Source organism: Azoarcus sp. L1K30, assembly GCF_018122735.1.
In the GTDB taxonomy this organism is placed as follows: domain Bacteria; phylum Pseudomonadota; class Gammaproteobacteria; order Burkholderiales; family Rhodocyclaceae; genus Parazoarcus.
Map to the genome: position 1 here is coordinate 3,155,651 of NZ_JAGRRD010000001.1, position 26,590 is coordinate 3,182,240.

Here is a 26,590-nt window from a genome sequence, read left to right on the forward strand (position 1 = left end):
CCCGATTTTCTGGTCAGAGACTCTTGATCCACAACACCAGTGCGTCCCAGAAGCGGCCGAAGAAGCCCGCCACCGGCACGTCCTGCAAGGCCACGACAGGGTACTCGCCGAGCGCCTTGCCATCGATGCTCAGCTTGAGCGTGCCGATCTGCTGACCCTTCTGCAGCGGGGCCAGCACCGGCTGCAGGCTTTCGAGCTTGGCCTCGATCTTGTCGGCCTGGCCCTTGGGCAGCGACAGCACGAAATCGCTGGTGAAACCGGCAGCCACTTCGTTCTCCTGCCCCTTCCACACGCGGAACTGCGACAGCGCCTGATCGGCGGAATACAGCTTGACCGTGTCAAAGAACTGGAAGCCGAAATTGAGCAGCTTGAGCGATTCCTGTGCCCTCACGCTGTCGGACGCTGTGCCCAGCACCACCGAAATCAGGCGACGCGGACCGCGTAGCGCGGTGGACACCAAGCAGTAGCCCGCCGCACTGGTGTGGCCGGTCTTCATGCCATCCACGGTGCCGTCGAGCCACAGCAGGCGGTTGCGATTGGGCTGCGTGATGTTGTTGTAGGTGTACTCCTTCATGGAGTAGAGCGGAAAGTACTCCGGAAATTCACGGATGATCGCCGAGGCCAGCAGCGCGAGATCGTTTGCCGTCGTGTACAAGGCCGGATCGGGCAGACCGGTGGAGTTGGTGAAATGGGTGTTCGTCATGCCGAGGCGCTTGGCCTCGCGATTCATCATCGCGGCAAACGCCTCTTCGCTGCCAGCTATGAGCTCGGACAGCGCCATGCATGCATCGTTGCCCGACTGTACGATCACGCCACGGATCAGCTCCTGCACCGTCACCGGCTTGTTCGGCTCGATGAACATGCGCGATCCTTCCTGCCGCCATGCAGCCTCCGATACCGGCACAGGCTGATCGAGCGCAATGGTGCCGGCCTTGAGCGCGGTGAAGGTGAGGTAGGCCGTCATCAGCTTGGTCAGCGATGCCGGCTCGATACGCATGTCGGGATCCTTGCTGGCAAGCACCTGGCCGGTGCCGTGATCCACCAGCACCCAGGCGTTGGCGGCAAGCGCCGGCGCGGGAATGGTCTGGGCAGTTGCCGTCAGTGAGAGAAGCGAAAACAGGAAGGCAAGGAAAAAACGCATTGAGATAACCAGGAAATTGGAAGGAGAAAAGGCGGGCGAGGTGAAATTATAGGACGCCACCGCATGGCTGACCGCAACCGACAGTTTTTGTTTCAAGCCGATGCGAAATCAGCGCAACACGACAAAGGGTTTCACTTTCATCGTCGAGGCAATCCGGTCTGCCACCCGGCGCGCCTCGTCGACCGAGGCGTAGGGACCTGCATGCAGGCGAACACGATCGCCGTCGGCCAACAATTCCAGTCGTTCGGCGAACGCGCTCATTTCGCGCTCGATCGCGGCACGAAACCCTTCAGCGTTGTCCACCGACGAGAATGCGCCCAGCTGCAGGAACACGCCGCTCGTTGCCGCCGCCAGCGGTGTCAGGGGCTGCGTCTGGCGCACGACAGCCACGTCAGCCGCTGGATTCACTGCTGACGGTATCGACTTGCGCACGACGGGCGCGGCCGGTCCATCGCCACGCTTGGCCATGGAAGACGAATCGAATGCGCCAGGCAGGATCTGCTCGATCTCGACCTCCGCACTGCCACGGTTGATGTAGCCGAGCTTGAACGCCGCGGTATAGGACAAGTCCATCACCCGGTCGTCGTGAAAGGGCCCGCGGTCATTGATGCGCACGACGACCGACTGCCGGGTGGCCACGTTCGTGACGCGCGCATAGCTTGGAATCGGCAGCGTCGGATGTGCCGCAGTCATCGCGTACATGTCGTATGGCTCGCCGCTCGAGGTCGGCTGGCCGTGAAAGCGCCGCCCGTACCAGCTGGCCAGACCACGCTCCCGATACGGCGCAAGCTCGGTCGCCGGTACGTATTCCTTGCCGAACACCGAGTACGGCCGATTGGCAAACCGGTGCAGCGGCTCGAGCCGCGGCACGGCGTCGGGCACCAGCGCCAGATTGTCGGGCGGGACGTCGTCGGGTCCGTCATCCTTGTAATAGGCACCGCCACGACGCGTCGACTTTGCCGCCGACGATGCCGCCTGACCCGTCGTCGGCGACTGCGCGCCGGTCGCGTCCGGACGCACTGATGACTGCCCGCAGGCAGACAGCAATGCGCTTGCCGCAATCAGCGCCGCTACGCGCACGATACCCGTTTCGAATGTGATCGGCCGGAGATTCAATTCTTGTTCGCCAGTCTGCTGCGTTGCACGCTCATCAGGATACCGATACCGAGACACAAGGTCACCAGTGCCGTTCCCCCATAGCTGATAAATGGCAAGGGTACGCCGACGACGGGCAGGATGCCGGATACCATGCCCATATTCACAAAGGCATAGGTGAAGAAGATCATGGTCACCGCCCCGGCAAGCAGTCGCGTGCCCAGTGTGGGCGCACGCGCGGCAATGGTGAAGCCGCGTGCGAACAGGGCCAGGTAGATGAGCAGCAGTACGAGCGCACCGATCAATCCGAACTCCTCTGCCAGCACCGCAAAAATGAAGTCGGTATGGCGCTCGGGGAGAAAGGACAAGTGCGTCTGGGTACCATCCATCCAGCCCTTGCCGGCAATGCCACCGGAGCCGATGGCGATGGTGGACTGGATGATGTGGAAACCCTTGCCCAGCGGATCCTGCGTCGGGTCGAGCAGTGTGCACACACGGTGCTTCTGGTAATCCCGCATGCCCACCCATTCGACGTCGGGCTGACACAGCGCATCGCCAAACGCCACGATCGAGCCAATGCCGACAATGCCGACCACCGCCACCGGCACGATCAGCTTCCACGACAGCCCGGCAAAGAAGATGACGTAGAAGCCCGCCGCCGCAACCAGCAGGCTGGTGCCCAGGTCGGGCTGCTTGACGATCAGCCCCACCGGTATCGCCAGCAGGATCCCTGCCATGACGAATTCGCGCCAGCCGATTCGCCCCTCGCGTTGCTGGAAGAACCATGCAAGCATCAAGGGCATGGCGATTTTCATCAGTTCGGACGGCTGGATACGCGTCACGCCGATATCGAGCCAGCGTTGTGCGCCCTTCGACACCTCGCCGAACAGGGCCACACCAACCAGCAGGACAACCCCAAGCACATACAGCGGCAGCGCCAGCGACAACAGGCGCTGGCTCGGCAAGGACGCGGCACACCACATCACGCCGACGGCGACGGCCATGTGCGTCAGCTGCGAATCGAGTCGTTCCGGCGACGCACTCGACATCAGGATGAAGGCGTAGCCGAACAGCAGTGCCAGTATCAGCAGCAGCGCGGGATCGATCGGGCGCACCAACGCCTGCAGCAGGCGCAGCGGATGAAACCTGTTCTCGCTCAATCCGAACTCTCCACTGCGTCCGCATCCTCCGGCGCGGGCTGGTTGGGCCGCTTTCCGAGCAGGTGATAGTCAATCACCTGGCGCGCGATCGGCGCCGCCGACTGCGAGCCGAAACCGCCGTTCTCCACCAGCACCGCCAACGCGATTTTCGGATTGTCCGCGGGGGCATAGGCGATGAACCAGGAGTGGTCACGCAGGCGCTCCCGCACCTGGCCTTCGACGTACCTGCTACCCTTGAGCGAGTACACCTGCGCCGTACCGGTCTTGCCGCCGACCTCGTAAGGCGCGCCGGCAAACGCGCGGGCGCCGGTGCCCGACTTGTTGACCTCGACCATCGCGCGGCGCACGGCCGCCACATGCTCGGGCTTGAGCGCGATCTGCCGTACCGGCTCGGGCTCGATCATGCGTTTATTTCCCGTACGTGTGTCGACTACATAACGCACCACATGCGGCCGGAACACCTTGCCATCATTGACCAGGGCAGCCACCGCGTTGGCCATCTGCAAGGGCGTGTAGGCGTTGTATCCCTGCCCGATCCCCACCGATATGGTTTCGCCACCGAACCAGCGCTGCTGTTCAGGCCGGCGAAAGCGCTTCTTCTTCCATGCCGGCGACGGCAGCACTCCTTCGGCTTCTCCGGGAAGATCCAGCCCGGTTCTGGCGCCGAGACCGAACTGCGCCATGAAATTGGCAATGCCATCGATGCCGAGATCGTTGGCGAGTTGGTAGTAGTAAGTGTTGCACGACACCACGATCGACTTGTGCAGGTCCACGACGCCATGGCCTCCGACCTTGTCGTCCATGAAGCGGTGGCCAGCGAAATTGAAATACCCCGGATCAGCGATCGTCTGCGCTGCCGTGCGCTTGCCCGTCGTGAGACCGGCAAGCCCCATGAAGGGCTTGAAGGTGGAGCCCGGCGGATAAGCGCTGTAGATCGCGCGGTTGAGCAGCGGGTGATCCGGCGAGTCGTTGAGCTCCTTCCAGTCCTGGGTGGAGATGCCGTCGACGAAGAGATTGGGATCGAAGGTCGGCGTCGACACCAGTGCCAGCACCCCACCAGTGGTCGGCTCGATCGCCACCAGGGCGCCGCGACGGTTACCGAACGCGGTTTCGGCGATCTTCTGCAGTTCCATGTCGAGCGTCAGCTCCAGATCACTCCCGGTGACCGCCGGCGTGCTCGACAGCCGGCGCACCGCCCGACCGCCAGCATTGACCTCGACCTGCTCGAACCCGGTCTTGCCATGCAGTTCGGTTTCGTAGGAGAGTTCGAGCCCGCTCTTGCCGATATAGTCCGAACCACGATAGTTGGCCGCGTCTTCGCCCTCGTCGATGCGCTCGAGGTCGCGCTGGTTGATGCGCCCGATATAGCCCACCACATGCGATGCGCTGGCACCCAGCGGATAGTCCCGGAACAGCCGGGCCTGCACATCGACTCCCGGAAAGCGGTAACGCTGGGCGATGAAGCGGGCCACCTCTTCGTCACTCAGCCGATTGCGGATCGGAACACTCTCGAAGCTGCGACTCTCCTCGAGCAACTTGCGAAAACGACGGCGGTCACGGGCGTCGATGGTGAGCACTTCGCTCAGGGCGTCGATCGTCTGTTCGAGGCCATTGGTGCGTGCCGGCGTGATCTCCAGCGTGTACGCCGCATAGTTGCGCGCCAACACCACACCGTTGCGATCGACGATCATGCCGCGATTGGGCACGATCGGCAGGAGCGCGATCCGGTTGTCCTCGGCCCGCGTGTGGTAGTACTCGAACTGCCGCACCTGCAGATAATAGAAGCGCGCCGCCAGCAGCATGAAGCACACCAGCGCAAACGCGCCGCCGGCCACTACGCGGTGACGGAAACGGGACGTCTCCTGCTCGGGCGCATGAAAGGCAATCATGTCGCCGGACGTCAGATCGGCCGGTTGTCATCGCGCTCGACCGGCTGATACTGCGGCAGCAGCAACAGGTAAGTCATCGGCAACCACAACAGGACGCTGGTGAAACTCGACAGAAAATACGACCACCCCGGAAACTCCGCGCCCGCGATCAGACGCACGACCACCATCAGGGTCTGGGCCACCAGGAACATCGGCAAGACATGCAGCGCTTGCTGCAGCGCGGTGAACCACATCAAACGCCGCGCCAGACCATTGGCCAGATAGGCCAGCACGACGTAGGCCAGGGCATGCTGCCCCATCGCCGCACCCTGCCCGATATCGACCAGAAGGCCAAAGAAAAATCCCGCACCCATGCCGATTCGCAAGGGTTCGCGAATGCACCAGAACGCCAGCACCAGCGCCAGCCAGTCGGGCACGCCTGGCAAACGGCCGGTCGGCACATAGACCAGCCCGAGCGCCACCAGCAGGCTCAGATGGATGAACCACAGCCTCGCGGGCAACAGGATTCGGCTCGAACGATTGGTCGGTTGCATGATCAGCGCTTGGTCCGGGTACTGGGTGCCGCCACTTCCTGCTCCGCCGTCGGACGCGGCGGCGGCAGCGCCAGACGCCCCAGCACGAGCACCTGGGTACTGCGCTCGACGCCCGCGAGCGGACGGCACAGGATGCGCGCAAAGGCATCGGTATCGCGATCGACCGATTCAATCTCGGCCACCGGCAGGCCAGGCACGAAAACGCCGTCCAGCCCCGACGTGACGAGCGTATCGCCAGGCTGGATATCCGCCGTGGCAATGATGAACCTCACCTCCAGCCGCCCCTGGCCGGTACCGAAGAGCACGCCGCGCAAACCATTGCGCACCACCTGTACCGGAATCGCCTGCTCGCGGTCGGTCAGCAAAGTCACTTCGGCCTGGATCGGATAGACGCGGGTCACCTGCCCCAGCAGACCGGCCGCATCCACCACCGCCAATCCGGTTTCAACCCCCTGCTGTGCGCCACGGTCGAGGATGACCTTGCGCGAGAACGGATCGGGCGCATCGTAGAGCACGTCCGCCGCAATACTGCGCACGCCGACGCGCTGCGACATTTCCAGCAAACTGCGCAACTGGGCATTTTCACGTTCGAGCTGCGCATACCGCAGCAAACGATCGCCGGTGCCCAGCTGCTGCCGACGCAACTCGGCGTTCTCGAGTTGCACCTTCACCAGCGTGGCAAAGTACACCGAGGCATTGCGAACGAAGTCGGCAGGCGTCGCCGCAGCCATCTGCAAGGGGTAGGTCGCAACCGACAGCCCCTGGCGCAGGACTTCGAGATAGCGGAAACGCAGGTCGGCCACCAGGATCGCCAGGCATAGCGATACGAACACCAGCAGGCGAACCAGCGGTGCAGGGCCTCGATTGAAAATCGGGGGTGCTTGATGGCCGGCCAGGGTCATCGCGGAAATCCTGATTCAGGCGCGGCCTGACGACAAAGCCGCCAGGCGGTGCCGGTCAATCCGAGGTGAAGATGGAGCCGAGCTTGTCCATCTTGTCCAGCGCCATGCCGCAGCCCCGCGCGACGCAGGTCAGCGGCTCCTCGGCAACAATCACGGGGAGACCGGTCTCTTCCATCAGCAGCCGGTCCAGATCCCGCAGCAACGCGCCACCGCCGGTGAGCACCATGCCGCGGTCGGCAATATCGGCGCCCAGTTCGGGCGGAGTCTGCTCGAGGGCAATCTTGACGGCAGAGACGATCTGGTTGAGCGGCTCGGTCAGTGCTTCGAGAATTTCGTTCGATGAAATGGTGAAGCTGCGGGGAATGCCCTCGGCGAGGTTGCGCCCCTTGACTTCCATCTCGCGCACTTCGGAGCCGGGGAAAGCCGAACCGATCTCCTTCTTGATGTTCTCGGCGGTGGTGTCGCCGATGAGCATGCCGTAGTTGCGCCGGATGTAGTTGACGATCGAATCGTCGAACTTGTCGCCACCGACACGCACGCTGCCGGCATAGACCATGCCACCGAGAGAGATCACGCCGACTTCGGTCGTACCACCACCGATATCGACCACCATCGAGCCGAGCGCATCCGACACCGGCAGGCCGGCACCGATCGCTGCGGCCATCGGCTCTTCGATCAGGTAGACCTGCGAGGCACCGGCGGCGAGGGCGGCATCGCGAATGGCGCGACGTTCGACCTGGGTCGACCCGCAGGGTACGCAGACGATGATGCGCGGACTGGGCGAAAGCAGGCGCGAATCGTGCACCTTCTTGATGAATTGCTTGATCATCTGCTCGGTGACGACGAAGTCGGCAATCACGCCATCCTTCATCGGACGAATGGCAGTGATGTTGCCAGGCGTCTTGCCGAGCATCTGCTTGGCCGCATGGCCGACCGCCTGGATAGTGCGCTTGGCGTTGGGGCCGCCTTCGGTGCGGATGGCCACCACCGAGGGCTCGTCAAGCACGATACCCTTGCCACGCACGTAGATCAGGGTATTGGCGGTGCCAAGATCGATGGCTAGATCGCTGGAAAAATAGGAACGCAGAAAACCGAACATTGGGGATTCCGAAACCGGTGAGAAGATGCGCCACAGGGGGCAGGCCCCGAGCAAGGCCAAAGACGAATATGATAACCTACAAACCTTTGTGGATTCAGCAGGTTTTGTTACTTCATGTCGTTATCAAATGAACAGGTCGGGCGTCTCGCCCGTCTCGCCCGTCTCGAGATTTCCGCGACCGAGATCGATGCGACGCGTACCAAGCTGGACGGCATTTTCGCACTGATCGAGCAGATGCAGGCAGTTGATACCACAGGTATCGAGCCAATGAGTCATCCGCAAGACCTGGCGACGCGCCTGCGCGACGACGTCGTCACCGAAACCGACCGCCGGGCCGCCTTCCAGTCGGTTGCGCCGCAGACCGAGGCCGGGCTTTACCTCGTCCCCAAAGTCATCGAATGAACCTTCACGGCAGGGCAGCGCAGGCACGCTGCGTGCGCAGGCCCTCCCCGTGCCCCTCTTTCCAGCAAGCAGCCACGACATGATCAATGCTTCACTCCCCGCCCTGCGCCAGGCGCTGGACGCCAGGCAGATTTCCAGCGTCGAACTCGCCGGACTCTTCCTCGACCGCATCGAGGCCAGCAATCCGGCGCTGAACGCCTTCATCACCGTCGACCGCGACGGCGCCCTTGCCGCCGCTGCCGCCGCGGACTCGCGCATCGCACGCGGCGAGGCCGGCCCGCTGACCGGCATTCCGCTCGCCCACAAGGACGTGTTCTGCACCGAAGGCGTGCTCACGACCTGTGGCTCGAAGATGCTGTCGAATTTCGTCAGCCCCTACGACGCGCACGTGGTGTCGCTGCTGAAGCAGGCCGGCGCGGTCAGCCTGGGCAAGACCAACATGGACGAATTCGCCATGGGGTCGTCGAACGAGAACTCCTACTACGGCCCGGCACGCAATCCGTGGAATACCGCGCACGTCACCGGCGGCTCCTCGGGCGGCTCGGCGGCTGCGGTTGCGGCCCGCCTGGTGCCGATCGCCACGGGCACCGACACCGGTGGCTCGGTACGACAACCTGCCGCGTTCACCGGCGTGACCGGCATCAAGCCGACCTACGGCCTGGTCAGCCGCTTCGGCATGATCGCCTACGCCTCGTCGCTGGACCAGGGCGGCGCCTTTGGCGCATCCGCGGAAGATTGCGCGCTGCTGCTCGCGGCCATGACCGGCTTCGATGCGCGCGATTCCACCAGCCTCGAACGTGCGCCCCAGGACTACACTGCGGCGCTGGCGCAGGTCACTGCCGACAGGCCGCTTGCCGGGCTGCGCATCGGCCTGCCGCGCGAGTTCTTTGCCGAAGGCATGAGCGATGACGTACGTGCGGCCGTCGAAGCAGCCCTCGAACAATACCGCGCGCTCGGCGCCACGACGGTCGAGGTCAGCCTGCCCAACGCGAAGCTGGCCATTCCCGCCTATTACGTGATTGCGCCGGCCGAAGCGTCGAGCAACCTGAGCCGTTTCGACGGCGTGCGCTTCGGCCACCGCGCCGCCGACTATGGCGATCTCAACGACATGTACTGCAAGAGCCGGGCGCAAGGCTTCGGCGCCGAGGTCAAGCGCCGCATTCTCGTCGGCACCTACGTGCTGTCGCACGGCTACTACGACGCCTACTACCTGCAAGCGCAGAAGCTGCGTCGCCTGATCGCCGAGGATTTTCGCCGGGCCCTCACCGAATGCGACGTCATCGCCGGTCCGACCACGCCGACCACCGCGTGGGCACTGGGCGCGATGGGCGACGATCCGGTACAGATGTACCTTGCCGACATCTACACCATCGCCGTCAACCTGGCCGGGCTGCCGGGCCTGTCGCACCCCTGCGGTTTCGGGGCAGGCGCATTGCCCGTCGGACTGCAGCTGATCGGAGACTATTTTGCCGAATCCACGCTGCTGGCGACCGCACATGGCTACCAGCAGCACACCGACTGGCATCGGCAGCATCCTGCGGCATTCGTGTGAGACGGGCATGAAACATCGCATTTTCGCCCGTCGTCGCGGGGCGCTCGGTGCCCTTGCTGGCGCTTTGCTGCTGGCCGCCTGCGCCACACCATCGATTTTCGTTCCCGAGACCGCACCGGCGCCGAGCGACGAGACCCAGGCCGGCGGCCGTCTGAAGCCAATGCCGATCCGCCCGCTCAACGTGCAGGCCGACTGCCGCTTCAAGGACGAAGCCGGTTACGGCGCCAGTGCGCTGCTCGATGTCAGCTATTCGGAAGTGCACCGCTTCTCCGCGTCGGTCAGCGTGCCCAAGCGCGGCAGCTGCCACTTCGATCTCGCCGACTTCGAGCAGGTGCGCAAGGAGCCCCACGTCGAACTGCGGGCGCGTGACGGCTGCGTGGTGCGCATGTGGGAACAGGGCGATCAGGTCACCGTCGCCTTTGCCCAGTGTGCCAGCCGCTGCGACCGCGGCACCTTTGACTATGTATGGCCCATCCTGGTGGATCGGCCGAGCGGTCGCTGCAACTGACCGCCAGCACTCACGGATACAGACATGAGCAGATCGGATTGGGAAGTCGTCATCGGACTGGAAGTTCACGCCCAGCTCAACACCGCTTCCAAGATATTTTCCGGCGCCAGCACCGCCTTCGGCGCCGAACCCAACGTACAGGCCAGTGCGGTGGATGTCGCCCTGCCGGGCGTGCTGCCGGTCCTCAATCGCGGCGCGGTCGAGCGCGCGATCCGGCTCGGACTCGCGCTCGGTTCGCACATCGCCCCCAAGAGCGTGTTCGCGCGCAAGAACTACTTCTACCCCGACCTGCCGAAAGGTTACCAGATCAGCCAGTTCGAGCTGCCGGTGGTGCAGGGCGGCACCCTCACCATCCGTGTCGGCGAAGGCGATTCCGCCTACGAAAAGACCGTGCAGCTGACCCGCGCCCACCTCGAGGAAGACGCCGGCAAGAGCCTGCATGAAGACTTCCACGGCATGAGCGGGATCGACCTCAACCGCGCCGGCACGCCCCTGCTCGAGATCGTCTCTGAGCCCGACATGCGCTCGTCGGCGGAGGCCGTGGCCTATGCCCGCGCGCTGCACGCGCTGGTGCGCTGGATCGACATCTGCGACGGCAACATGCAGGAGGGCTCCTTCCGCTGCGATGCCAACGTGTCGGTGCGCAAATGGGGTGCCGAGCAGTTCGGTACCCGGCGTGAAATCAAGAACCTCAACTCCTTCCGCTTCCTGCAGCAGGCGATCGACTACGAGGTGCAGTGGCAGATCGACACCATCGAGGACGGCGGCACCATCCAGCAGGCCACCGTGCTGTTCGACCCCGAAACGGGCGAGACGCGGATGATGCGCTCGAAGGAGGATGCCCACGACTACCGCTACTTCCCCGATCCCGACCTGCTGCCGCTGGTCATCGACGAGGCCTGGATCGCCCGCGTGCGCGGCGAGATGCCGGAGCTCCCTGCGGCGATGAAGGACCGCTTCGTCGCCGAACTCGGCCTTTCGGCTTACGACGCCGCGGCGCTGACCGCCGCCAAGGAAATCGCCACCTACTTCCAGGCGGCGGTGGATGCCGCAGGCAGCAACATCGCCAAACTGTGTGCCAACTGGGTCATGGGCGAGCTGGCTGCCCGTCTGAACAAGGCCGACCTCGATATCAGCGCGTCGCCGGTGACGCCCGCCCAGCTTGCCGGGCTGGTGTCCCGCATCGCCGACAGCACGATCTCCAACGCCATTGCACGCAAGGTGTTCGATGCGCTATGGAATGGCGAGGGTGCGACCGCCGACGAGATCATCGACAAGCAGGGCCTCAGGCAGGTTACCGACAGCAGCGCCATCGAGGCCATGATCGACGAGGTGCTGGCGGCCAACCAGAAGTCGGTCGAGGAATTCCGCGCAGGCAAGGAAAAGGCCTTCAATGCGCTGGTGGGACAGGTCATGAAGGCGAGCAAGGGAAAGGCCAGCCCGGCCCAGGTCAACGAACTGCTGCGCCAGAAATTGGCGGGCTGAACCCGGCTTCGAACAGTTTGATCACCGGCGGCATGCCGTTGCCGTCGGTGATCTGCCCCTTCCCTTTCATCAGCTGCGGCTGCCGGGCCGATTCCATTTCGGGCCCGGCCTGACTATGCTTGGCCTACCTCGATCAATTCCGGAGTCATGGCCATGCGCATCCCTTCCCTTCCCCTTGCCTGTTTCCTGCTGTCGGTAGCAAGCGTAGGCCCCTGTCTGGCAGAGACGCCATCTGATCTGCCCAAGCGCAAACCGGGCCTGTGGGAAATGAAGACCACCATGGTCGAGATGGGCGGCATGGGGCAAACCTTGAGCATGTGCGTCGGTGCCCAGACCGATGATCTCCTCGTGCAGCAAGGTGACGAACAGTGCTCGCAGAAATCCTACCGCCGCAATGGAGACCGCATCGTGTTCAATGCGGTATGCCAGACCGAAGGCAGCACGGCGAAGATCGAGGGCAGCTTTTCCGGCGATTTCGTCAACCGCTACAGCGGCGAAGTCCGCAGCACCTACACACCGCCGCTGCAGGGCATGAAGACAATGACGCTGAAGCAGGAAGCGCGCTGGACGGGCGCCTGCAAACCCGGGCAAAAGCCTGGCGACGTGGTCATGCAGGGCATGAACGGCATCAACATCGAAGAGATGATGAAGAACATGCCGCAAGCCCCGCGGCGTTGAGACTGCGGGAGATGGCGGCAGACTTCCTGCGCTGAACGCCATCAGCCGACCGCCGTCGCCACGGTCTGGCGCGCCCGCCTACCGCCCGCTGTTCGCCATTCCACTCCCCTCGTGCGCGATGCTTGAGCCGCGTCAATGCAGAACCCGGATGTTCGGAACATGCTTATATGCTTCAATACTGACAAGACCGGAGAATCCCGGCCCAAAGTCATGTGGTGGAGACAAACATGCCGAACCTGCTGCAACTCATCGACTGGATGGGCGAGGATCGCAGCCTCGCATTCGGCGGTCTGCTGATCGGCGCCCTGTTCGGCGCCTGTGCCCAACGCTCGCGGTTCTGCCTGCGTGCGGCGGTGGTGGAAGTCGCACGCGGTCAGCTCGGCGCCAAGCTGTCGATCTGGTTGCTTGCATTCTCGGCAGCGATCATCGCCACCCAGTCGCTGCAGCTGGCGGGCATGTTCGACACCGCCAACGTGCGCCAGCTCTCGAATCGCGGCAGCTTGTCGGGCGCCCTGGTGGGCGGACTGCTGTTCGGCGCGGGCATGATCCTCGCCCGTGGCTGCTCCAGCCGCCTGCTGGTACTGGCGGCCAACGGCAATCTGCGCGCGTTGCTGTCGGGGCTGATCTTCGCGGTGACGGCGCAGGCCTCGATGACGGGCATCCTGTCGCCCCTGCGCGAGAGCATCGGCGCGTGGTGGACGATCAGTGGCGGTGGTGCCCGCGATCTGTTGGCCCTGTCCGGTCTCGGCCATGGTGGCGGTCTTGTGTTCGGCCTGCTGTGGCTGCTCGCGGGCGCGTGGTTCGGCGCCCGTCACCGAATCGGCGGCTGGGCCTGGGCAGGTGGCATCGGCGCCGGTGTGGCGGTGGCATTCGCATGGTGGTTCACCTTCGAGATGTCCGCACGCACCTTCGACCCCACACCGATCAAGAGCCTGTCCTTCACCGGGCCTTCGGCCGATGTCCTGATGCGGGTGCTGTCCCCGCCGGGCAAGTCGCTCGATTTCGACCTGGGGATGGTGCCGGGTGTCGTCCTGGGTTCCTTCCTCGCCGCGCTGAGCAAGCGGGAACTGAAGCTGGAGGGCTTTCAGGGCGGCCATGCGATGCGGCGCTACATTGCGGGCGCCGTGCTGATGGGGTTTGGCGGCATGCTGGCCGGAGGCTGTGCCGTCGGCGCTGGCATATCGGGTGCCTCGGTCTTTGCGCTCACCGCCTGGATCACCCTGTCAGGCATGTGGGCTGGCGCGAGTCTCACCGACTGGATCATCGACCGCAAGCTCGCCTCGCCGAGCGTTGCCACAATGGGTATCAGTCCCTGACGCAGGCACGATATCGGCGCGGCGCTATAATCGACTTCGTACAACGCAATTGCGAAGCCCATCATGTGCCAGCTGCTCGGAATGAACTGCAATGTGCCGACCGACATCTGTTTTTCGTTTGCCGGTTTTCGAGCGCGCGGCGGACTGACCGATCACCATCGTGACGGCTGGGGCATTGCCTTCTTCGAGGGCCGGGGCGTGCGCGCCTTTCTGGAGCCTTGCGCCAGCGCGGATTCTCCGCTGTCGGACCTGGTACAACGCTACCCGATTCATTCGCTCAACGTGATCGCGCACATCCGCAAGGCAACGCAGGGTGCCGTTCGTCTGGAGAATACGCATCCGTTTCAGCGCGAACTGTGGGGACGTTACTGGATTTTCGCCCACAACGGCAACCTGTGCGACTATCGCCCCGAGCTATCCGGCCGGTTTCGGCCGGTCGGCTCGACCGATTCGGAACACGCGTTCTGTCACATCCTCAACGTGCTGGCACGGCGCTTTCCCGAGGCCGCCCCGGCACCACGCGACCTGTATGCCGCACTGCGCGAACTGGCGATCGAGATTGGCAGCCATGGCGAGTTCAACTTCCTGCTCTCGGATGGCGATCGTCTCTACGCACATTGTTCTTCGCGCCTGGTCTATGTCATCCGGCAAACGCCCTTCCCGGTGGCGCATCTAGCTGATGAAGACATTGCCATCGATTTCAACCGGCTCACCACGCCCGATGATCGTGTGGCCGTCATCGCCACCACGCCACTGACCGACAACGAGACCTGGACGTCGCTGACGCCGGGCACGCTGCAGGCCTTCCATCTCGGCGCCCCCGAGAATCTGGGCGAATCCACCACAGTATCCGCGGCAATCGGCACCGGACTGCCGCATTGTGCGTAAATCTCCCTTATCCGGGCCATGCATACGCGCTAAAGTAACGGCTTGCGAGCCCCTTGCCGTATCGAGGTTGCCATGGATTGCCCACTTTGTAGCGACAGCGCCGACAACATCATCTGGCACGATGCGCTTTGTCGCATCATCGTGGTCGATGATCCGGACTACCCAGGCTTCTGCCGGGTCATCTGGAATGCCCATGTCGCCGAGATGACCGACCTGCCCCAAGTGGACAGGCAGCACCTCCTGAACGTGGTGATGGCGACCGAGGAGGCGCTGCGCGCCACGATGCGGCCGACGAAGATCAATCTTGCCAGTCTCGGCAACATGGTGCCGCACCTGCACTGGCACGTCATTCCGCGCTTTGCCGACGATCGGCACTTCCCCGAGCCGATCTGGGGCACGTCGCAACGCGCGGGACAACGCCGTTTACCGCCCGCACCGGTCGAGCTGAAGACGCATGTCGAACGCGTCTTGCTCGCGCGCAGCACTGCCTGATCAACGCCGACATCCGAATCCGGAGCTTTCATGGACTACCGCAATCCTGCCGAGTGTCTGAGTCTGTTGCAGAACGCCCACGTCAGCAAGACCGACGACACGCACGCCTTGCTGTCGAAAATCGTGCGCGGTCTGCTCGATGCACTGCCGGCGCCAAATCAGCACCTCGAAGTGCTCGAAACCGCCAGACCGATCATCGCCCGCGTCCAGACCGACATGAGCAGTCGCTATGCCGATCATCCTTTGCCACCGGACAGCGAGGAAAACGGGACTTTGCTCAACGTCGTCGATCTCTGGCACAACCTCGCGCGCTCCTACGCGCGCATCGCGCGTCACGATGCGCAGATGGGCACGCTGGAAGACCAGCACGCGCTGCTGGCACAGCGGCGGGTGCATTGTGCCGGCAAGATGCTGATGGAGTATTTTCGAGCGCATCGCGCCGTACCCGAGGGACTCTGGGCGGAGGTCCATGAGAGCTTTGCGGCCGCCGAAAATGCCAACGTGGCGCGCGCCAGGGTATCGGACCCGCTCAACGCGCTTTGGAAGGCACAGAGCGCAATGGAGGCCTATATCGCCGTCCTGCTCGTCGATCTGGCCAACCCTTTCGGGCGCACGGGGCACGAACTGAACTGGATTCAGCGCTGGGCGCAGCGCTTCGCTCCCTATTGCAGCCTGGAACCCGAAGTCGAAGGCCTCAAACCGACGTTGTACGGCCTCGACCTCGGCGCCGACCATGGTCTTCGTCCGCTTGGCCTGCTCAGCAAGACCGTGCGTTTGCGAAGTTTCGACGGCAACAAGCTGGCAGGCCAGATCAAGGCCGTGTTCAACCAGCTCAAACAAGGCGTCACCCCGGCCTCGCTCGGGCTTGGCGACGACTGTTCGCTCGAAGCCTGCGCACGCCTGCTGGTGTCGCTCTATCGGCCGTGGGGTCTGGCGTCGGCCGGGCGTCGCTTCCCTCGTAGGGGCAGCCGTGGAACCCTGGAACTGTGCGGCGACTGGCTGGCAATCGGCTTCCACGTCCAGGGCCGGCTTTTCGAGCAGCCCCGCAGCTATGGCACGGGTCACAATTTCAAGAGCGACATGAGCCTGCTCACCTTTGGCGAACGTGCACCAGAAGTGGCCGACTCGGCAAGGCAGAAGGCACGACAGGTCGACGCGGAGCGGCTCGGGTTGCTATGCGAACACTGGGAACTGATCGACCAGTCCGTGGGTGGCTTCCGGCTGCAACAGAGGCCTCACGCCGAGCGCCTCGTTCACCACCAGTTGGTCGGTATCAAGCCGCCAGACGGCGAGTATTTCCTGCTGGGACAGCTGAGCTGGCTGATGTATCGCGAGAGCGGTCTGCTCGAAATTGGCGTCTACGTGCTGCCCGGCATCCCCCGCGTCATCGCTGCACGTCCGGTCGCTTCGCGGCCGGGCCAACGCGAGCCGTATCAGCAGGCATTTCTGATCCCCGCCAACAAGGGTCTGAAGATCGACAACTCGATCATCCTCCCTGCGGGCTGGTACCGGCAGAATCGTGTGATCGAGGTTTTCAGCGAAGGTCAGACAACCCAGTTACGCCTGACCCGGGATCTGATCAAGGGCTCCAATTTCGAACAGGCGACCTTCGACGCTATCGCACCGGAAGCTTCGTGATCCGGGCACGCGGCAGGCGCACGCTGAATACACTGCCTTCACCAGGCGTGCTGCTGACCTTGAGTTCGGCCTGATGCCGGGTCAGGATGTGCTTGACGATGGCCAGTCCCAACCCGGTGCCGCCGGTTTCGCGCGAGCGCCCTCGATCGACACGGTAGAAGCGCTCGGTCAGGCGTGGAATGTGTTCGGCGGCGACGCCGATCCCCGTATCCCGGACTGAGAATTCGGCACCGTCATCGTCAATACGCCAGACGAGCTCGATTTTTCCACCTGCGGGCGTGTAGCGCACGGCATTGCTTGCCAGATTGGCAAAAGCGCTGTGGATCTCCTTGCCGCTGCCAAGCAATGCGCCTTCGCCGGACATACTTAGCGTCACGGTGTGGCGTCCGGCAGACAACAGCTCGGTGTCTTCCCGGATCTCGTGCATCAGCGCGACCGGATCGATCCGCTCCTCGGCCGGCGCCGGGGCGCCGGTCTCCAGCGCCGATAGCGTCAACAAGTCGTCGATCAGGCGCCCCATGCGGCTGGATTGATCCTGCGCCAGGCGCAGGAAGCGAATGACGTCTTCACGCGCAAAGTCGTCCAGTCCGTCAATCAGCGTCTCCAAGAAGCCGCCCACCACGGTCAGCGGCGTACGCAGTTCGTGCGACACGTTGGCCACGAAGTCCCTGCGCATCGTCTCCAGACGCTCGAGCTGGGAGATGTCGCGCGACAGCACCATCTTCTGGTCGTCGCCAAAGGGAATGATCTGCACCTGCAGGGTGAGGCCGTTGCGGCGTCCGGAATGCAGAATCAGCGGATCCTCGTGGTAACCGGACTGCAGGTAGTGCACGAACTCGGGCTGACGCACGAGGTTGGTCACAGGCGCTCCGAGATCCTGCTTGTGGTTCAGGCCGAAATGCTGCTCGGCCTTGAGGTTGATCCACTCGATGGTGTCACTGTCGGAGAGATACAGCACACCGTCCGGCATGGCCTGGCTGGCATCGTGAAACCGCTCAAGTGCAGAGGACATGCGTTCGCGCATATCGTATGACATCCGAGAACGCCGGTTCAATTCGGCAAAGACATGGCCCCAGCTGCCCGCAGCACGCGGCACCGGCGTTCCGATGGGCTCGCGCGACCACATCACGAGGCGGATGAGATTGCGGATATTCCACGCCAGAATGGCCAGCAATCCGACAATGATCACCACCAGACCAGCGATGACACCGCCGAAAATGGCCACCACCGCAGCGATCAGGCCCAACAGGATCAGTGCGGTAAGCGCACCGGTCCATAGGTATCGGACGGGTCGAATGAGATGCCTCCTGTTGGATCTAGCGCGCGAATTATCGCACGGCGGGCGACTGGTCCGGCTGTGCGGAGAAACGGTAGCCGCTGCCTCTCACCGTCTGCACCAGGGCATCGTGCATGCTGGGTTCGAGTGCACAGCGCAGGCGTCTGATGTGCACATCGACGGTGCGCTCCTCGACGAAAACATGATCGCCCCAGACCTGATCGAGCAGTTGGGCACGCGAATGCACGCGCTCCGGATGCGTCATGAGAAAGTGCAGCAGGCGGAATTCAGTCGGCCCCAGTGAAAGCGCCTGCTCACCGGCAGTGACGCGATGGGTTTCGGGGTCGAGCCTCAGCCCGCCAAGCTCAACCGGGTCCTCAGTCGCCTGCGGGGCGCGCCGGCGCAGCACCGCCTTGATGCGCGCTACCAGCTCACGCGGGCTGAAAGGCTTGGTGATGTAGTCGTCCGCACCGGTTTCCAGCCCATGCACCTTGTCCTGCTCCTCACCGCGCGCGGTCAGCATGATGATGGGTATGGCGCGCGTGCGCTCGTCCGCCCGCAGACGGCGGGCAAAGTCGATGCCAGAGGCGCCCGGCAGCATCCAGTCGAGCAGGACGAGGTCCGGTAGCGCATCGCGCACGATACGCTGAGCCGTTTCGGCGTCCGACGCACGAACGACATGATGACCCGCGCGCGCAAGATTGGCCGCAATCAATTCCTGAATGGCGGGCTCGTCTTCAACCAGCAGAATATTTGCAGGCATTGTGTTCACTCCCTTCGATCACGCGAGTGTATTTCAGCTGTTTGAAGTTTTGATGACACGTCATCCCCGTGAAACAGTGCAGGACCGCGCACGCGACTTTGGCTCCGGCCGAATCAGGTATCATTGACCCCCCACATTGAGGCATTGCGCAATGGCCGGACTGGACAAGGACACCCCGCTTCCCACCGCGATCACCCTGCATCGCAAGTCCCGCAAACTCGAGATCGCGTTCGACGACGGCAGTCTTTTCGAACTTCCCTTCGAATTCCTGCGCGTCTATTCGCCGTCGGCCGAGGTGCGAGGACACGGCCCAGGACAGGAAACCCTGCAACAGGGCAAACGCGACGTCACCATCGACACGATCGAGCCCGTCGGAAATTACGCGATCAAACCGGTCTTTTCCGACGGTCACGACAGCGGTCTTTACTCGTGGGACTACCTCTACATGCTTGGCCGCAATCATGCCGAGATGTGGCAGGACTACCTCGAGCGCCTCGAGCACGAAAACGGCACGCGCGACCCTGCCCTCGTAACGCCGCCGGCGCCCAAGAGCGGCTGCGGCAGCCACCACCATTGATACGTCCATGACACAAAACACCACCCACTTCGGCTTCGAGACGGTCGCCGAGGAACTCAAGCAGAAGAAGGTCGCCGAGGTGTTCTCGTCGGTGGCGCAGAAATACGATGTAATGAATGACCTGATGTCTTTCGGGCTGCATCGGATCTGGAAAGCCTTCACCATCCAGATCTCCGGCGTGCGCGCGGGCGACCGTGTGCTCGACGTCGCCGGTGGAACGGCCGATCTATCCCTGGCGTTCGCGCGCAAGGTCGGCGAACGCGGCCAGGTGTGGCTGACCGACATCAACCACGCCATGCTCTCGCGTGGACGCGACCGCGTCACCGACAAGGGCTACGCCCTGCCCGTTGCCCAGTGCAATGCCGAGAAACTTCCGTTTCCGGACGACTGGTTCGATTGCGTCACCGTCGCGTTCGGTCTACGCAACATGACGCACAAGGATGTTGCGCTCGCCGAAATGCGCCGTGTCCTGCGGCCGGGCGGGCGTCTGCTGGTCCTCGAGTTTTCCAAGGTGTGGAAACCCCTTGCGCCTGCCTACGACCTCTATTCCTTCAAACTGCTGCCATGGATGGGCGAAAAGGTGGCGAATGACGCCGACAGCTACCGCTATCTCGCCGAGTCGATTCGCATGCATCCCGGCCAGGAAGAATTGAAGGGAATGATGGAACAAGCAGGCCTTGCCCGTGTCGACTACTTCAACCTGAGTGCGGGCGTGGTTGCGCTCCACCGTGGTTACAAGCTTTGATCAATGGAGACATGCGCACAATGAAGCAATTTCTTTTTTCTCTCGCGCTGGCGGTGCTGACCTTCGGCTTCATCGCACCTGAGGCGGAAGCAAAGCGCCTTGGTGGCGGCAGCAGTTTCGGCATGAAGCGCTCGACGCCCCCGGCCGCCGTGCCACAGCAGAATCTCAGCCGTCCGGCTGCCGCGCCTGCCCCGGCAACGGCGCAGCCGCGGCGTTCGTGGATGGGGCCGATTGCCGGTCTGGCCGCGGGGCTTGGTCTGGCCGCGCTGTTTTCGCACCTAGGCATGGGCGAAGACATGGCCAATTTCGTCATGATCCTGCTGCTGGTGATGGGCGCCGTCATGCTGTTCAAGTTCCTGTTCCGGCGCAGTCAGCCGCAAGCATCGCACGGCATGCAGTATGCCGGCGCCACCCACGGTGGGGCACAGATCAGTCCCGCACCGGCTGCACACGCCTCCCCCAGCGGTGTCGCGCACGGGGCATCGGCCGCTGCGTCGGACTTAGATGCTGAAGCCTTTGCACGCCAGGCAAAGCTCAACTTCATCCGCCTGCAGACCGCCAACGACGCCGGCAATCTGGACGACCTGCGCGAATTCACCACGCCGGAAGTGTTCGCCGAGATCAGCATGCAGATTGCCGAGCGCAAGGGCGTGCCCCAGCACACCGCAGTCGTCGACCTCAACGCTGAAGTCATCGAGGTGGCCGAGGAGGACAGCCGTTACATCGTCAGCGTTCGCTTCAGCGGACTGGTGCGCGAAGAGGACGACGCAGCACCGGTGGCACTCGATGAAATCTGGCACCTGATCAAGCCCGTCAGCGGCGATTCGGGTTGGCGCGTTGCCGGGATCCAGCAGCGCAATTGAGCCATTCAGACGCGGGGGCACTCGCCCCCGTTCGCCCATGATCGACAGCATTTTCCTCTCCGCCACCAACCACCTTCTGGCCCAATCGGGCTGGGCGCGGATGCGCCTGCAACCGCATGCCGGCAAGCGGGCGCGACTGGATATCGCGCCGGTATCGATTGCGTTTTCGGTATCGTCCGATGGCCATCTGGCGAGTTGCAGCAGCGACGAAGAGCCCGACGTGTGTCTGCAGCTTCCGCTCAGTGAAACGTCGCGTGCGCTGACCGGCGGTATCGAGGCGCTGATGTCTAAGGTCAGGATTTCCGGCAACGCTGAATTCGCCGATGCGCTCGGTTTCGTCTTTCGCCATCTGCGCTGGGACCTGGAAGAAGATCTTTCCCACATGATCGGTGACATCGCCGCGCACCGGGTCGTGAATACCGGTATTGCGCTTGGTGCTGCGCAGAAACGGTTGGCAACGAATCTGTCCGGAAACCTGGTCGAATACCTGACCGAAGAAGTGCCCATGCTGACCACCCGGGCAATGCTTCCACGCTTTGACGAGGACATTCGGGCACTGCGCGACGCGGTGGCGCGACTGGAGAAAAGGGTAGACCGCCTGGCACCGGCAGGCAAGCGCTAGGCACCCCGGCAGCACAGGACAAAAAAAGAGGCAGCTTGCGCTGCCTCTTTTGTTTCATCCTGCCGCAGTGCGCGACCCGACGACGATCAGTGACGCTTGCGCAGTTTCTGGATCGCTGCGATCTGAGCGATCGCTTCCGTCAGTTCAGCCTGGGCCTTGGCGTAGTCAAGCTGGGCACTCTGGTTGGACAGTACTTCTTCTGCCCTTCGCTTCGCATCCAGCGCCTTCGCTTCGTCGAGATCCTTGCCGCGAATCGCGGTATCTGCCAGCACGGTCACCAGACCCGGCTGCACTTCAAGAATACCGCCGGCAACGAAGACCAACTCTTCTTCCGCCTGATTCGGAACCTTCACCCGGACCGCACCCGGTTTGATCCGGGTCATCAGCGGCATGTGACCGGGCAGGATGCCGAGTTCACCCGCCTCGCCAGGCAGCGCGACGAACTCCGCCAGCCCGGAAAAAATCTGCTCTTCCGCACTAACGATGTCTACGTGAACCGTCATAGCCATGGTATGTCCTCTTCAAAACCGCGCGACAACCCGTGCCGCGCGGGTAAGCGAATTACTGCAGCTTCTTCGCCTTCTCGATGGCCTCTTCGATACCGCCGACCATGTAGAAAGCCTGTTCCGGCAGGGAATCGCACTCGCCGCTGACGATCATCTTGAAGCCCTTGATCGTGTCGCTGAGCGAAACGTACTTGCCGGGGGAGCCGGTGAAGACTTCCGCAACGTGGAAAGGCTGCGACAGGAAACGCTGGATCTTACGCGCACGGGCCACGGCGAGCTTGTCGTCAGGCGACAGTTCGTCCATACCCAGAATCGCGATGATGTCACGCAGTTCCTTGTACTTCTGCAGCGTCTGCTGCACCTGACGCGCCACGTTGTAGTGCTCTTCGCCAACAACCAGCGGATCGAGCTGGCGGCTGGTGGAGTCGAGCGGATCGACGGCAGGGTAGATACCCAGCGCGGCGATGTCACGCGACAGCACGACGGTGGAGTCGAGGTGGAGGAAGGTGGTGGCCGGCGACGGGTCGGTCAAGTCATCCGCAGGCACATACACGGCCTGGATGGAGGTGATCGAGCCCACCTTGGTCGAGGTAATGCGCTCCTGCAGACGGCCCATTTCTTCAGCCAACGTCGGCTGGTAACCCACCGCGGAAGGCATACGGCCCAGCAGTGCGGACACTTCGGTACCGGCCAGCGTGTAGCGGTAGATGTTATCCACGAAGAACAGGATGTCACGACCTTCGTCACGGAACTTCTCGGCCATCGTCAGGCCGGTCAGTGCCACGCGCAGACGGTTGCCCGGGGGTTCGTTCATCTGACCGAACACCATCGCAACCTTGTCGAGAACGTTGGAGTCCTTCATCTCGTGGTAGAAGTCGTTACCCTCACGAGTACGCTCACCCACACCGGCAAACACCGACAGACCCGAGTGCTGCTTGGCGATGTTGTTGATGAGTTCCATCATGTTCACCGTCTTGCCCACACCGGCACCGCCGAACAGGCCGACCTTGCCGCCCTTTGCGAACGGGCAGATCAGATCGATCACCTTGATGCCGGTTTCGAGCAGTTCAACGGAAGGCGACAGTTCGTCGAACTTCGGCGCCTTCTGGTGAATCTGACGCAGCTCGTCCGATTCGATCGGACCGGCTTCGTCGATCGGGCGACCCAGCACGTCCATGATGCGACCCAGGGTACCGTGGCCAACCGGCACCGAGATGCCGGCACCGGTGGAACCCACCTTCATGCCACGGCGCAGGCCGTCGGACGAGCCCATCGCAATGGTACGCACCACGCCGTCGCCGAGCTGCTGCTGGACCTCGAAGGTCAAGCCGTCTTCGGCAAAGGAGTTGGCAGCGTCTTCGAGCTTCAGAGCCTCATAAATCTTGGGCATCGCGTCGCGCGGGAACTGAATGTCCACCACCGCGCCGATGCACTGAACGATCGTACCAGTACTCATCGTTTTTCCTTAATTCAATAATCCGTTAGACCGCCGCGGCGCCACCGACGATTTCCGACAGCTCTTTGGTAATGGCGGCCTGGCGGGTCTTGTTGTAGACCAGCTGAAGCTCACCAATCACGTTCTTCGCATTGTCGGAAGCCGCCTTCATCGCCACCATACGTGCGCTCTGCTCGGAAGCCATGCTTTCGGCCACGGCCTGATACACCAGCGCTTCGACGTAACGCACCAGCATTTCGTCGATCACGACCTGGGGATCGGGCTCGTAGAGGTAGTCCCACGAACTGTCGGGGGTTCCCAGCTTTTCACCGCTCAGGGGCAGCAACTGCTCAAGCATGGGTTCCTGCTTCATCGTGTTGATGAAACGGGTGTAAACCACATAGACCGCGTCGAGCTCGTCGTTCTGGAACGCATCGAGCATGACCTTGACCGGGCCGATGAGCTTTTCGAGGTGCGGCGTGTCGCCTAACTGCACGACATGCGATGCAACCTTGGCGCCCACCCTCTGCATGAAACCGAAACCCTTGTTGCCGATGCAGCAGGCACGGATCTCGGTTGCACCGGCAGCTTCCCATTCCTTCATCGCAGTCACGGCTACGCGCTGGACGTTGGTGTTCATGCCGCCACAAAGGCCCTTGTCGGTCGTCACCAGAATCAAGCCCACCCGCTTGACCTGATCCTTGCGGACCAGGAAGGGGTGTTGGTATTCAGTTACGTTGGCCTGAGACAGGTTCGCGGCGAGTCGGCGGATCTTTTCGGCATAGGGTCTGGCAGCACGCATCCGCTCCTGCGCCTTGCGCATCTTGGATGCAGCCACCATTTCCATGGCCTTGGTGATCTTGCGCGTGTTTTGCACGCTCTTGATCTTGGTACGGATTTCCTTACCGCTTGCCATATTCCGTCTCCGTCCGCAGCGTTAAGCCCAGCTCTTCTTGAACTCGGCGATTGCAGCGACCAGAGCCTTCTCGCCTTCGGCGTCGAGTTCCTTGGTATCGGCAATCTTCTTCACGAGATCAGCGTTCTTGGTCTTGACGAACTGCTGCAGGCCGGATTCGAAGGCCAGCAAGCGCGGCACCTCGACATCGTCGAAATAACCGTTGTTCACCGCGTACAGCGTGACGGCCATGTCCGAGATCGACAGCGGCGAGTACTGAGCCTGCTTCATCAGCTCGGTCACGCGACGACCGCGCTCGAGCTGCTTGCGGGTCGCATCGTCGAGGTCGGAAGCAAACTGCGCAAATGCAGCCAGTTCGCGGTACTGCGCAAGGTCGGTACGGATACCGCCGGAAAGCTTCTTGATGACCTTGGTCTGCGCTGCACCACCGACGCGGGACACCGAGATACCTGCGTTGATTGCGGGGCGGATACCGGCGTTGAAGAGGTCGGTTTCAAGGAAGATCTGACCGTCGGTGATCGAAATCACGTTGGTCGGAACGAACGCGGAAACGTCACCTGCCTGCGTTTCGATGATCGGCAGCGCAGTCAGCGAACCGGTCTTGCCCTTCACTTCGCCGTTGGTGAACTTCTCGACGTAGTCGGCGTTCACGCGAGCGGCACGCTCGAGCAGGCGGGAGTGCAGGTAGAACACGTCACCGGGGTAGGCTTCACGACCGGGCGGACGGCGCAGCAGCAACGATACCTGACGGTAGGCCCAGGCCTGCTTGGTCAGATCGTCATACACGATCAGCGCGTCCATGCCGCGGTCGCGGAAGTACTCGCCCATGGTGCAGCCGGCGTAGGCCGACAGGTACTGCATGGCAGCAGATTCGGAAGCAGTCGCGGCCACGACGATGGTGTATTCCATCGCGCCGTTCTCTTCCAGCTTGCGCACCACGTTGGCGACGGTCGAAGCCTTCTGACCGATTGCCACGTAGACGCAGAACATGTTCTGGCCTTTCTGGTTGATGATCGCATCCACCGCGACAGCGGTCTTGCCGGTCTGGCGGTCGCCGATGATCAGCTCGCGCTGGCCACGGCCGATCGGCACCATGGAGTCGACAGACTTGAGACCGGTCTGGACCGGCTGCGAAACGGACTGACGGTCGATCACACCCGGCGCGACCTTTTCGATCTTGTCGGTCAGCTTGGCGTTGATCGGGCCCTTGCCGTCGATCGGCTGGCCGAGTGCGTTCACCACGCGACCGATCAGCTCGGGGCCGACCGGCACTTCGAGAATGCGGCCGGTAGCCTTGACGGTGTCGCCTTCGGTGATGTGCTCGTATTCGCCGAGCACAACAGCACCGACGGAGTCACGCTCGAGGTTGAGCGCGAGGCCGAAGGTGTTGCCGGGGAATTCCAGCATTTCGCCCTGCATGACGTCGGTGAGGCCGTGAACACGGGTGATGCCGTCGGTGACGGAGACCACCGTGCCCTCGTTCCGCGACGTAGCGGCGAGCTGCAGGTTCTGGATCCGGCTCTTAATCAGATCACTGATTTCAGAGGGGTTGAGTTGCATAGATGTATGCTCCTAGTTCTTAAGCGCAGCGGCCATGTTCGCGAGCTTGCCGCGGACCGAGGCGTCGATCACTTCGTCGCCAATGGCGATACGGACCCCACCGATGAGCTCGGGGTCGATGCTGACACTCACGTCGAGCTTGGCCTTGAAGCGGGCTTCAAGGTCGGCTTTGAGCGAGGCCAGGGTCGCATCGTCTAGCGGGAAGGCGGAGGCGATTCGTGCCTCCATGACGCCCTCTTGTTCGTTCTTCAGTGCAACGAACAGGTCACGGATCTCCGGAAGCACTTGCAGACGTTCACTTTCCACGAGTACGCGGATGAAGTTCTGCTGTTCGGCGTTCAATTCACCCGCTACCTCGAGCATCAGCTTGTTGAGCTGATCCGCCGACATCTTGGGATCGTTGAAACACGCCTGCATGTCGGAATCGGCCGCCACGGAGGCGAGCCGATCCAGCACTTCCGACCAAGGCCCCAGCGCACCTGCCCCCCGAGCCAGCTCGAAGGCGGCATCGGCATAGGGTCGCGCGATGGTGACATTCTCGGCCATGAC

The 26,590-nt window shown here is 62.9% G+C and carries 27 protein-coding genes; 13 read left to right on the forward strand and 14 right to left on the reverse strand.

From position 1 onward, the window contains the following. Positions 1–13: 13 nt before the first annotated feature. From J5J83_RS14575 to J5J83_RS14605, 7 genes are all read right to left on the reverse strand, one after another. Positions 14–1,141, reverse strand: a complete 1,128-nt coding sequence (locus tag J5J83_RS14575) for a D-alanyl-D-alanine carboxypeptidase family protein (RefSeq protein WP_212350330.1) — start codon at positions 1,139–1,141, stop codon at positions 14–16. 108 nt (positions 1,142–1,249) lie between these two features. Continuing rightward, complete coding sequence (locus J5J83_RS14580) at positions 1,250–2,257, reverse strand: septal ring lytic transglycosylase RlpA family protein (RefSeq protein ID WP_249115730.1); 1,008 nt, start codon at positions 2,255–2,257, stop codon at positions 1,250–1,252. Further along, a complete protein-coding gene (rodA, locus tag J5J83_RS14585) occupies positions 2,254–3,396 on the reverse strand; it encodes a rod shape-determining protein RodA (RefSeq protein ID WP_212350332.1) in 1,143 nt (380 codons plus the stop codon). The genes J5J83_RS14580 and rodA overlap by 4 nt, the downstream gene beginning before the upstream one ends. Beyond that, a complete protein-coding gene (mrdA, locus tag J5J83_RS14590; RefSeq protein WP_212350334.1) occupies positions 3,393–5,285 on the reverse strand; it encodes a penicillin-binding protein 2 in 1,893 nt (630 codons plus the stop codon). Before mrdA ends, rodA begins: the two co-directional genes overlap by 4 nt. An 11-nt stretch (positions 5,286–5,296) precedes the next feature. Then, entirely contained in the window at positions 5,297–5,818 is a 522-nt protein-coding gene (gene mreD / locus J5J83_RS14595; protein ID WP_212350336.1) for a rod shape-determining protein MreD, read from the reverse strand. 2 nt (positions 5,819–5,820) lie between these two features. After that, entirely contained in the window at positions 5,821–6,720 is a 900-nt protein-coding gene (gene mreC, locus J5J83_RS14600; protein ID WP_212350338.1) for a rod shape-determining protein MreC, read from the reverse strand. A 55-nt stretch (positions 6,721–6,775) separates the two neighbouring features. After that, entirely contained in the window at positions 6,776–7,819 is a 1,044-nt protein-coding gene (locus J5J83_RS14605; RefSeq protein ID WP_212350340.1) for a rod shape-determining protein, read from the reverse strand. A gap of 114 nt (positions 7,820–7,933) precedes the next feature. Between J5J83_RS14605 and gatC the strand changes: the two genes are divergently transcribed. The 9 genes from gatC (at position 7,934) to J5J83_RS14650 (ending at position 16,778) form a co-directional block, all read left to right on the forward strand. Further along, on the forward strand, positions 7,934–8,221 hold the full coding sequence (gene gatC / locus J5J83_RS14610) for an Asp-tRNA(Asn)/Glu-tRNA(Gln) amidotransferase subunit GatC (protein WP_212350342.1): 288 nt from the start codon (positions 7,934–7,936) through the stop codon (positions 8,219–8,221). Between the two features lie 79 nt (positions 8,222–8,300). After that, positions 8,301–9,773 carry an Asp-tRNA(Asn)/Glu-tRNA(Gln) amidotransferase subunit GatA gene (gatA, locus tag J5J83_RS14615; protein WP_212350344.1) on the forward strand — a complete coding sequence of 491 codons (1,473 nt, stop codon included), beginning with the start codon at positions 8,301–8,303 and terminating at the stop codon, positions 9,771–9,773. Positions 9,774–9,780: 7 nt separating this feature from the next. After that, complete coding sequence (locus J5J83_RS14620) at positions 9,781–10,281, forward strand: hypothetical protein (RefSeq protein WP_212350346.1); 501 nt, start codon at positions 9,781–9,783, stop codon at positions 10,279–10,281. A gap of 24 nt (positions 10,282–10,305) precedes the next feature. Further along, entirely contained in the window at positions 10,306–11,766 is a 1,461-nt protein-coding gene (gene gatB / locus J5J83_RS14625) for an Asp-tRNA(Asn)/Glu-tRNA(Gln) amidotransferase subunit GatB (RefSeq protein WP_212350348.1), read from the forward strand. A gap of 153 nt (positions 11,767–11,919) precedes the next feature. After that, on the forward strand, positions 11,920–12,444 hold the full coding sequence (locus J5J83_RS14630; protein WP_212350350.1) for a DUF3617 family protein: 525 nt from the start codon (positions 11,920–11,922) through the stop codon (positions 12,442–12,444). A gap of 227 nt (positions 12,445–12,671) precedes the next feature. Next, positions 12,672–13,760: a YeeE/YedE family protein gene (locus J5J83_RS14635; protein ID WP_212350352.1), complete on the forward strand. Its 1,089-nt coding sequence runs from the start codon at positions 12,672–12,674 to the stop codon at positions 13,758–13,760. A 63-nt stretch (positions 13,761–13,823) separates the two neighbouring features. Then, positions 13,824–14,648 (forward strand): class II glutamine amidotransferase, encoded by an 825-nt coding sequence (locus J5J83_RS14640; protein WP_212350354.1) that lies wholly within the window; start codon positions 13,824–13,826, stop codon positions 14,646–14,648. 72 nt (positions 14,649–14,720) lie between these two features. Beyond that, on the forward strand, positions 14,721–15,140 hold the full coding sequence (locus tag J5J83_RS14645; protein WP_212350356.1) for an HIT family protein: 420 nt from the start codon (positions 14,721–14,723) through the stop codon (positions 15,138–15,140). Between the two features lie 30 nt (positions 15,141–15,170). Beyond that, complete coding sequence (locus tag J5J83_RS14650; protein ID WP_212350358.1) at positions 15,171–16,778, forward strand: hypothetical protein; 1,608 nt, start codon at positions 15,171–15,173, stop codon at positions 16,776–16,778. Here the strand turns inward: J5J83_RS14650 and phoR are convergent. Both phoR and phoB read right to left on the reverse strand, forming a co-directional pair. Continuing rightward, entirely contained in the window at positions 16,756–18,075 is a 1,320-nt protein-coding gene (gene phoR / locus J5J83_RS14655) for a phosphate regulon sensor histidine kinase PhoR (protein WP_212353192.1), read from the reverse strand. The two genes, J5J83_RS14650 and phoR, sit on opposite strands and share 23 nt — an antisense overlap. Before the next feature lie 31 nt (positions 18,076–18,106). Continuing rightward, positions 18,107–18,817, reverse strand: a complete 711-nt coding sequence (gene phoB, locus J5J83_RS14660; protein ID WP_212350360.1) for a phosphate regulon transcriptional regulator PhoB — start codon at positions 18,815–18,817, stop codon at positions 18,107–18,109. Positions 18,818–18,968: 151 nt separating this feature from the next. Between phoB and J5J83_RS14665 the strand changes: the two genes are divergently transcribed. From J5J83_RS14665 to J5J83_RS14680, 4 genes are read left to right on the forward strand one after another with little or no spacing between them, the layout of a single operon-like run. Continuing rightward, positions 18,969–19,394, forward strand: a complete 426-nt coding sequence (locus tag J5J83_RS14665; RefSeq protein WP_212350362.1) for a DUF971 domain-containing protein — start codon at positions 18,969–18,971, stop codon at positions 19,392–19,394. Positions 19,395–19,401: 7 nt separating this feature from the next. Then, positions 19,402–20,139, forward strand: coding sequence for a bifunctional demethylmenaquinone methyltransferase/2-methoxy-6-polyprenyl-1,4-benzoquinol methylase UbiE (gene ubiE / locus J5J83_RS14670; RefSeq protein WP_212350364.1), 738 nt, complete (start codon positions 19,402–19,404; stop codon positions 20,137–20,139). A 20-nt stretch (positions 20,140–20,159) separates the two neighbouring features. Further along, complete coding sequence (locus J5J83_RS14675) at positions 20,160–21,002, forward strand: TIM44-like domain-containing protein (protein ID WP_212350365.1); 843 nt, start codon at positions 20,160–20,162, stop codon at positions 21,000–21,002. A gap of 37 nt (positions 21,003–21,039) precedes the next feature. Further along, positions 21,040–21,624, forward strand: a complete 585-nt coding sequence (locus J5J83_RS14680; protein ID WP_212350367.1) for an SCP2 sterol-binding domain-containing protein — start codon at positions 21,040–21,042, stop codon at positions 21,622–21,624. Between the two features lie 86 nt (positions 21,625–21,710). Here the strand turns inward: J5J83_RS14680 and J5J83_RS14685 are convergent, their stop codons facing one another. From J5J83_RS14685 to J5J83_RS14705, 5 genes are read right to left on the reverse strand one after another with little or no spacing between them, the layout of a single operon-like run. Beyond that, positions 21,711–22,133 carry a F0F1 ATP synthase subunit epsilon gene (locus J5J83_RS14685; protein ID WP_212350369.1) on the reverse strand — a complete coding sequence of 141 codons (423 nt, stop codon included), beginning with the start codon at positions 22,131–22,133 and terminating at the stop codon, positions 21,711–21,713. Positions 22,134–22,185: 52 nt separating this feature from the next. Then, on the reverse strand, positions 22,186–23,586 hold the full coding sequence (gene atpD, locus J5J83_RS14690) for a F0F1 ATP synthase subunit beta (RefSeq protein WP_212350371.1): 1,401 nt from the start codon (positions 23,584–23,586) through the stop codon (positions 22,186–22,188). Positions 23,587–23,611: 25 nt separating this feature from the next. After that, entirely contained in the window at positions 23,612–24,481 is an 870-nt protein-coding gene (atpG, locus tag J5J83_RS14695; RefSeq protein ID WP_212350373.1) for a F0F1 ATP synthase subunit gamma, read from the reverse strand. Positions 24,482–24,502: 21 nt separating this feature from the next. After that, positions 24,503–26,041, reverse strand: coding sequence for a F0F1 ATP synthase subunit alpha (atpA, locus tag J5J83_RS14700; protein WP_212350375.1), 1,539 nt, complete (start codon positions 26,039–26,041; stop codon positions 24,503–24,505). A 12-nt stretch (positions 26,042–26,053) separates the two neighbouring features. Next, complete coding sequence (locus J5J83_RS14705) at positions 26,054–26,587, reverse strand: F0F1 ATP synthase subunit delta (protein WP_212350377.1); 534 nt, start codon at positions 26,585–26,587, stop codon at positions 26,054–26,056. Between the last annotated feature and the right edge of the window lie 3 nt (positions 26,588–26,590).

Excerpts from the sequence above, each read along its gene's own strand:
- mreD (WP_212350336.1), bottom strand. The coding sequence starts at position 5,818 with ATGCAACCGACCAATCGTTCGAGCCGAATCCTGTTGCCCGCGAGGCTG.
- atpA (WP_212350375.1), bottom strand. The coding sequence starts at position 26,041 with ATGCAACTCAACCCCTCTGAAATCAGTGATCTGATTAAGAGCCGGATC.
- atpD (WP_212350371.1), bottom strand. The coding sequence starts at position 23,586 with ATGAGTACTGGTACGATCGTTCAGTGCATCGGCGCGGTGGTGGACATT.
- J5J83_RS14665 (WP_212350362.1), top strand. The coding sequence starts at position 18,969 with ATGGCCGGACTGGACAAGGACACCCCGCTTCCCACCGCGATCACCCTG.
- J5J83_RS14645 (WP_212350356.1), top strand. The coding sequence starts at position 14,721 with ATGGATTGCCCACTTTGTAGCGACAGCGCCGACAACATCATCTGGCAC.
- atpG (WP_212350373.1), bottom strand. The coding sequence starts at position 24,481 with ATGGCAAGCGGTAAGGAAATCCGTACCAAGATCAAGAGCGTGCAAAAC.
- gatC (WP_212350342.1), top strand. The coding sequence starts at position 7,934 with ATGTCGTTATCAAATGAACAGGTCGGGCGTCTCGCCCGTCTCGCCCGT.
- J5J83_RS14630 (WP_212350350.1), top strand. The coding sequence starts at position 11,920 with ATGCGCATCCCTTCCCTTCCCCTTGCCTGTTTCCTGCTGTCGGTAGCA.
- mreC (WP_212350338.1), bottom strand. The coding sequence starts at position 6,720 with ATGACCCTGGCCGGCCATCAAGCACCCCCGATTTTCAATCGAGGCCCT.
- ubiE (WP_212350364.1), top strand. The coding sequence starts at position 19,402 with ATGACACAAAACACCACCCACTTCGGCTTCGAGACGGTCGCCGAGGAA.
- J5J83_RS14650 (WP_212350358.1), top strand. The coding sequence starts at position 15,171 with ATGGACTACCGCAATCCTGCCGAGTGTCTGAGTCTGTTGCAGAACGCC.
- J5J83_RS14620 (WP_212350346.1), top strand. The coding sequence starts at position 9,781 with ATGAAACATCGCATTTTCGCCCGTCGTCGCGGGGCGCTCGGTGCCCTT.
- phoB (WP_212350360.1), bottom strand. The coding sequence starts at position 18,817 with ATGCCTGCAAATATTCTGCTGGTTGAAGACGAGCCCGCCATTCAGGAA.
- J5J83_RS14635 (WP_212350352.1), top strand. The coding sequence starts at position 12,672 with ATGCCGAACCTGCTGCAACTCATCGACTGGATGGGCGAGGATCGCAGC.
- J5J83_RS14680 (WP_212350367.1), top strand. The coding sequence starts at position 21,040 with ATGATCGACAGCATTTTCCTCTCCGCCACCAACCACCTTCTGGCCCAA.
- J5J83_RS14675 (WP_212350365.1), top strand. The coding sequence starts at position 20,160 with ATGAAGCAATTTCTTTTTTCTCTCGCGCTGGCGGTGCTGACCTTCGGC.
- J5J83_RS14605 (WP_212350340.1), bottom strand. The coding sequence starts at position 7,819 with ATGTTCGGTTTTCTGCGTTCCTATTTTTCCAGCGATCTAGCCATCGAT.
- J5J83_RS14640 (WP_212350354.1), top strand. The coding sequence starts at position 13,824 with ATGTGCCAGCTGCTCGGAATGAACTGCAATGTGCCGACCGACATCTGT.
- gatA (WP_212350344.1), top strand. The coding sequence starts at position 8,301 with ATGATCAATGCTTCACTCCCCGCCCTGCGCCAGGCGCTGGACGCCAGG.
- gatB (WP_212350348.1), top strand. The coding sequence starts at position 10,306 with ATGAGCAGATCGGATTGGGAAGTCGTCATCGGACTGGAAGTTCACGCC.
- J5J83_RS14685 (WP_212350369.1), bottom strand. The coding sequence starts at position 22,133 with ATGGCTATGACGGTTCACGTAGACATCGTTAGTGCGGAAGAGCAGATT.
- J5J83_RS14575 (WP_212350330.1), bottom strand. The coding sequence starts at position 1,141 with ATGCGTTTTTTCCTTGCCTTCCTGTTTTCGCTTCTCTCACTGACGGCA.
- J5J83_RS14705 (WP_212350377.1), bottom strand. The coding sequence starts at position 26,587 with ATGGCCGAGAATGTCACCATCGCGCGACCCTATGCCGATGCCGCCTTC.
- mrdA (WP_212350334.1), bottom strand. The coding sequence starts at position 5,285 with ATGATTGCCTTTCATGCGCCCGAGCAGGAGACGTCCCGTTTCCGTCAC.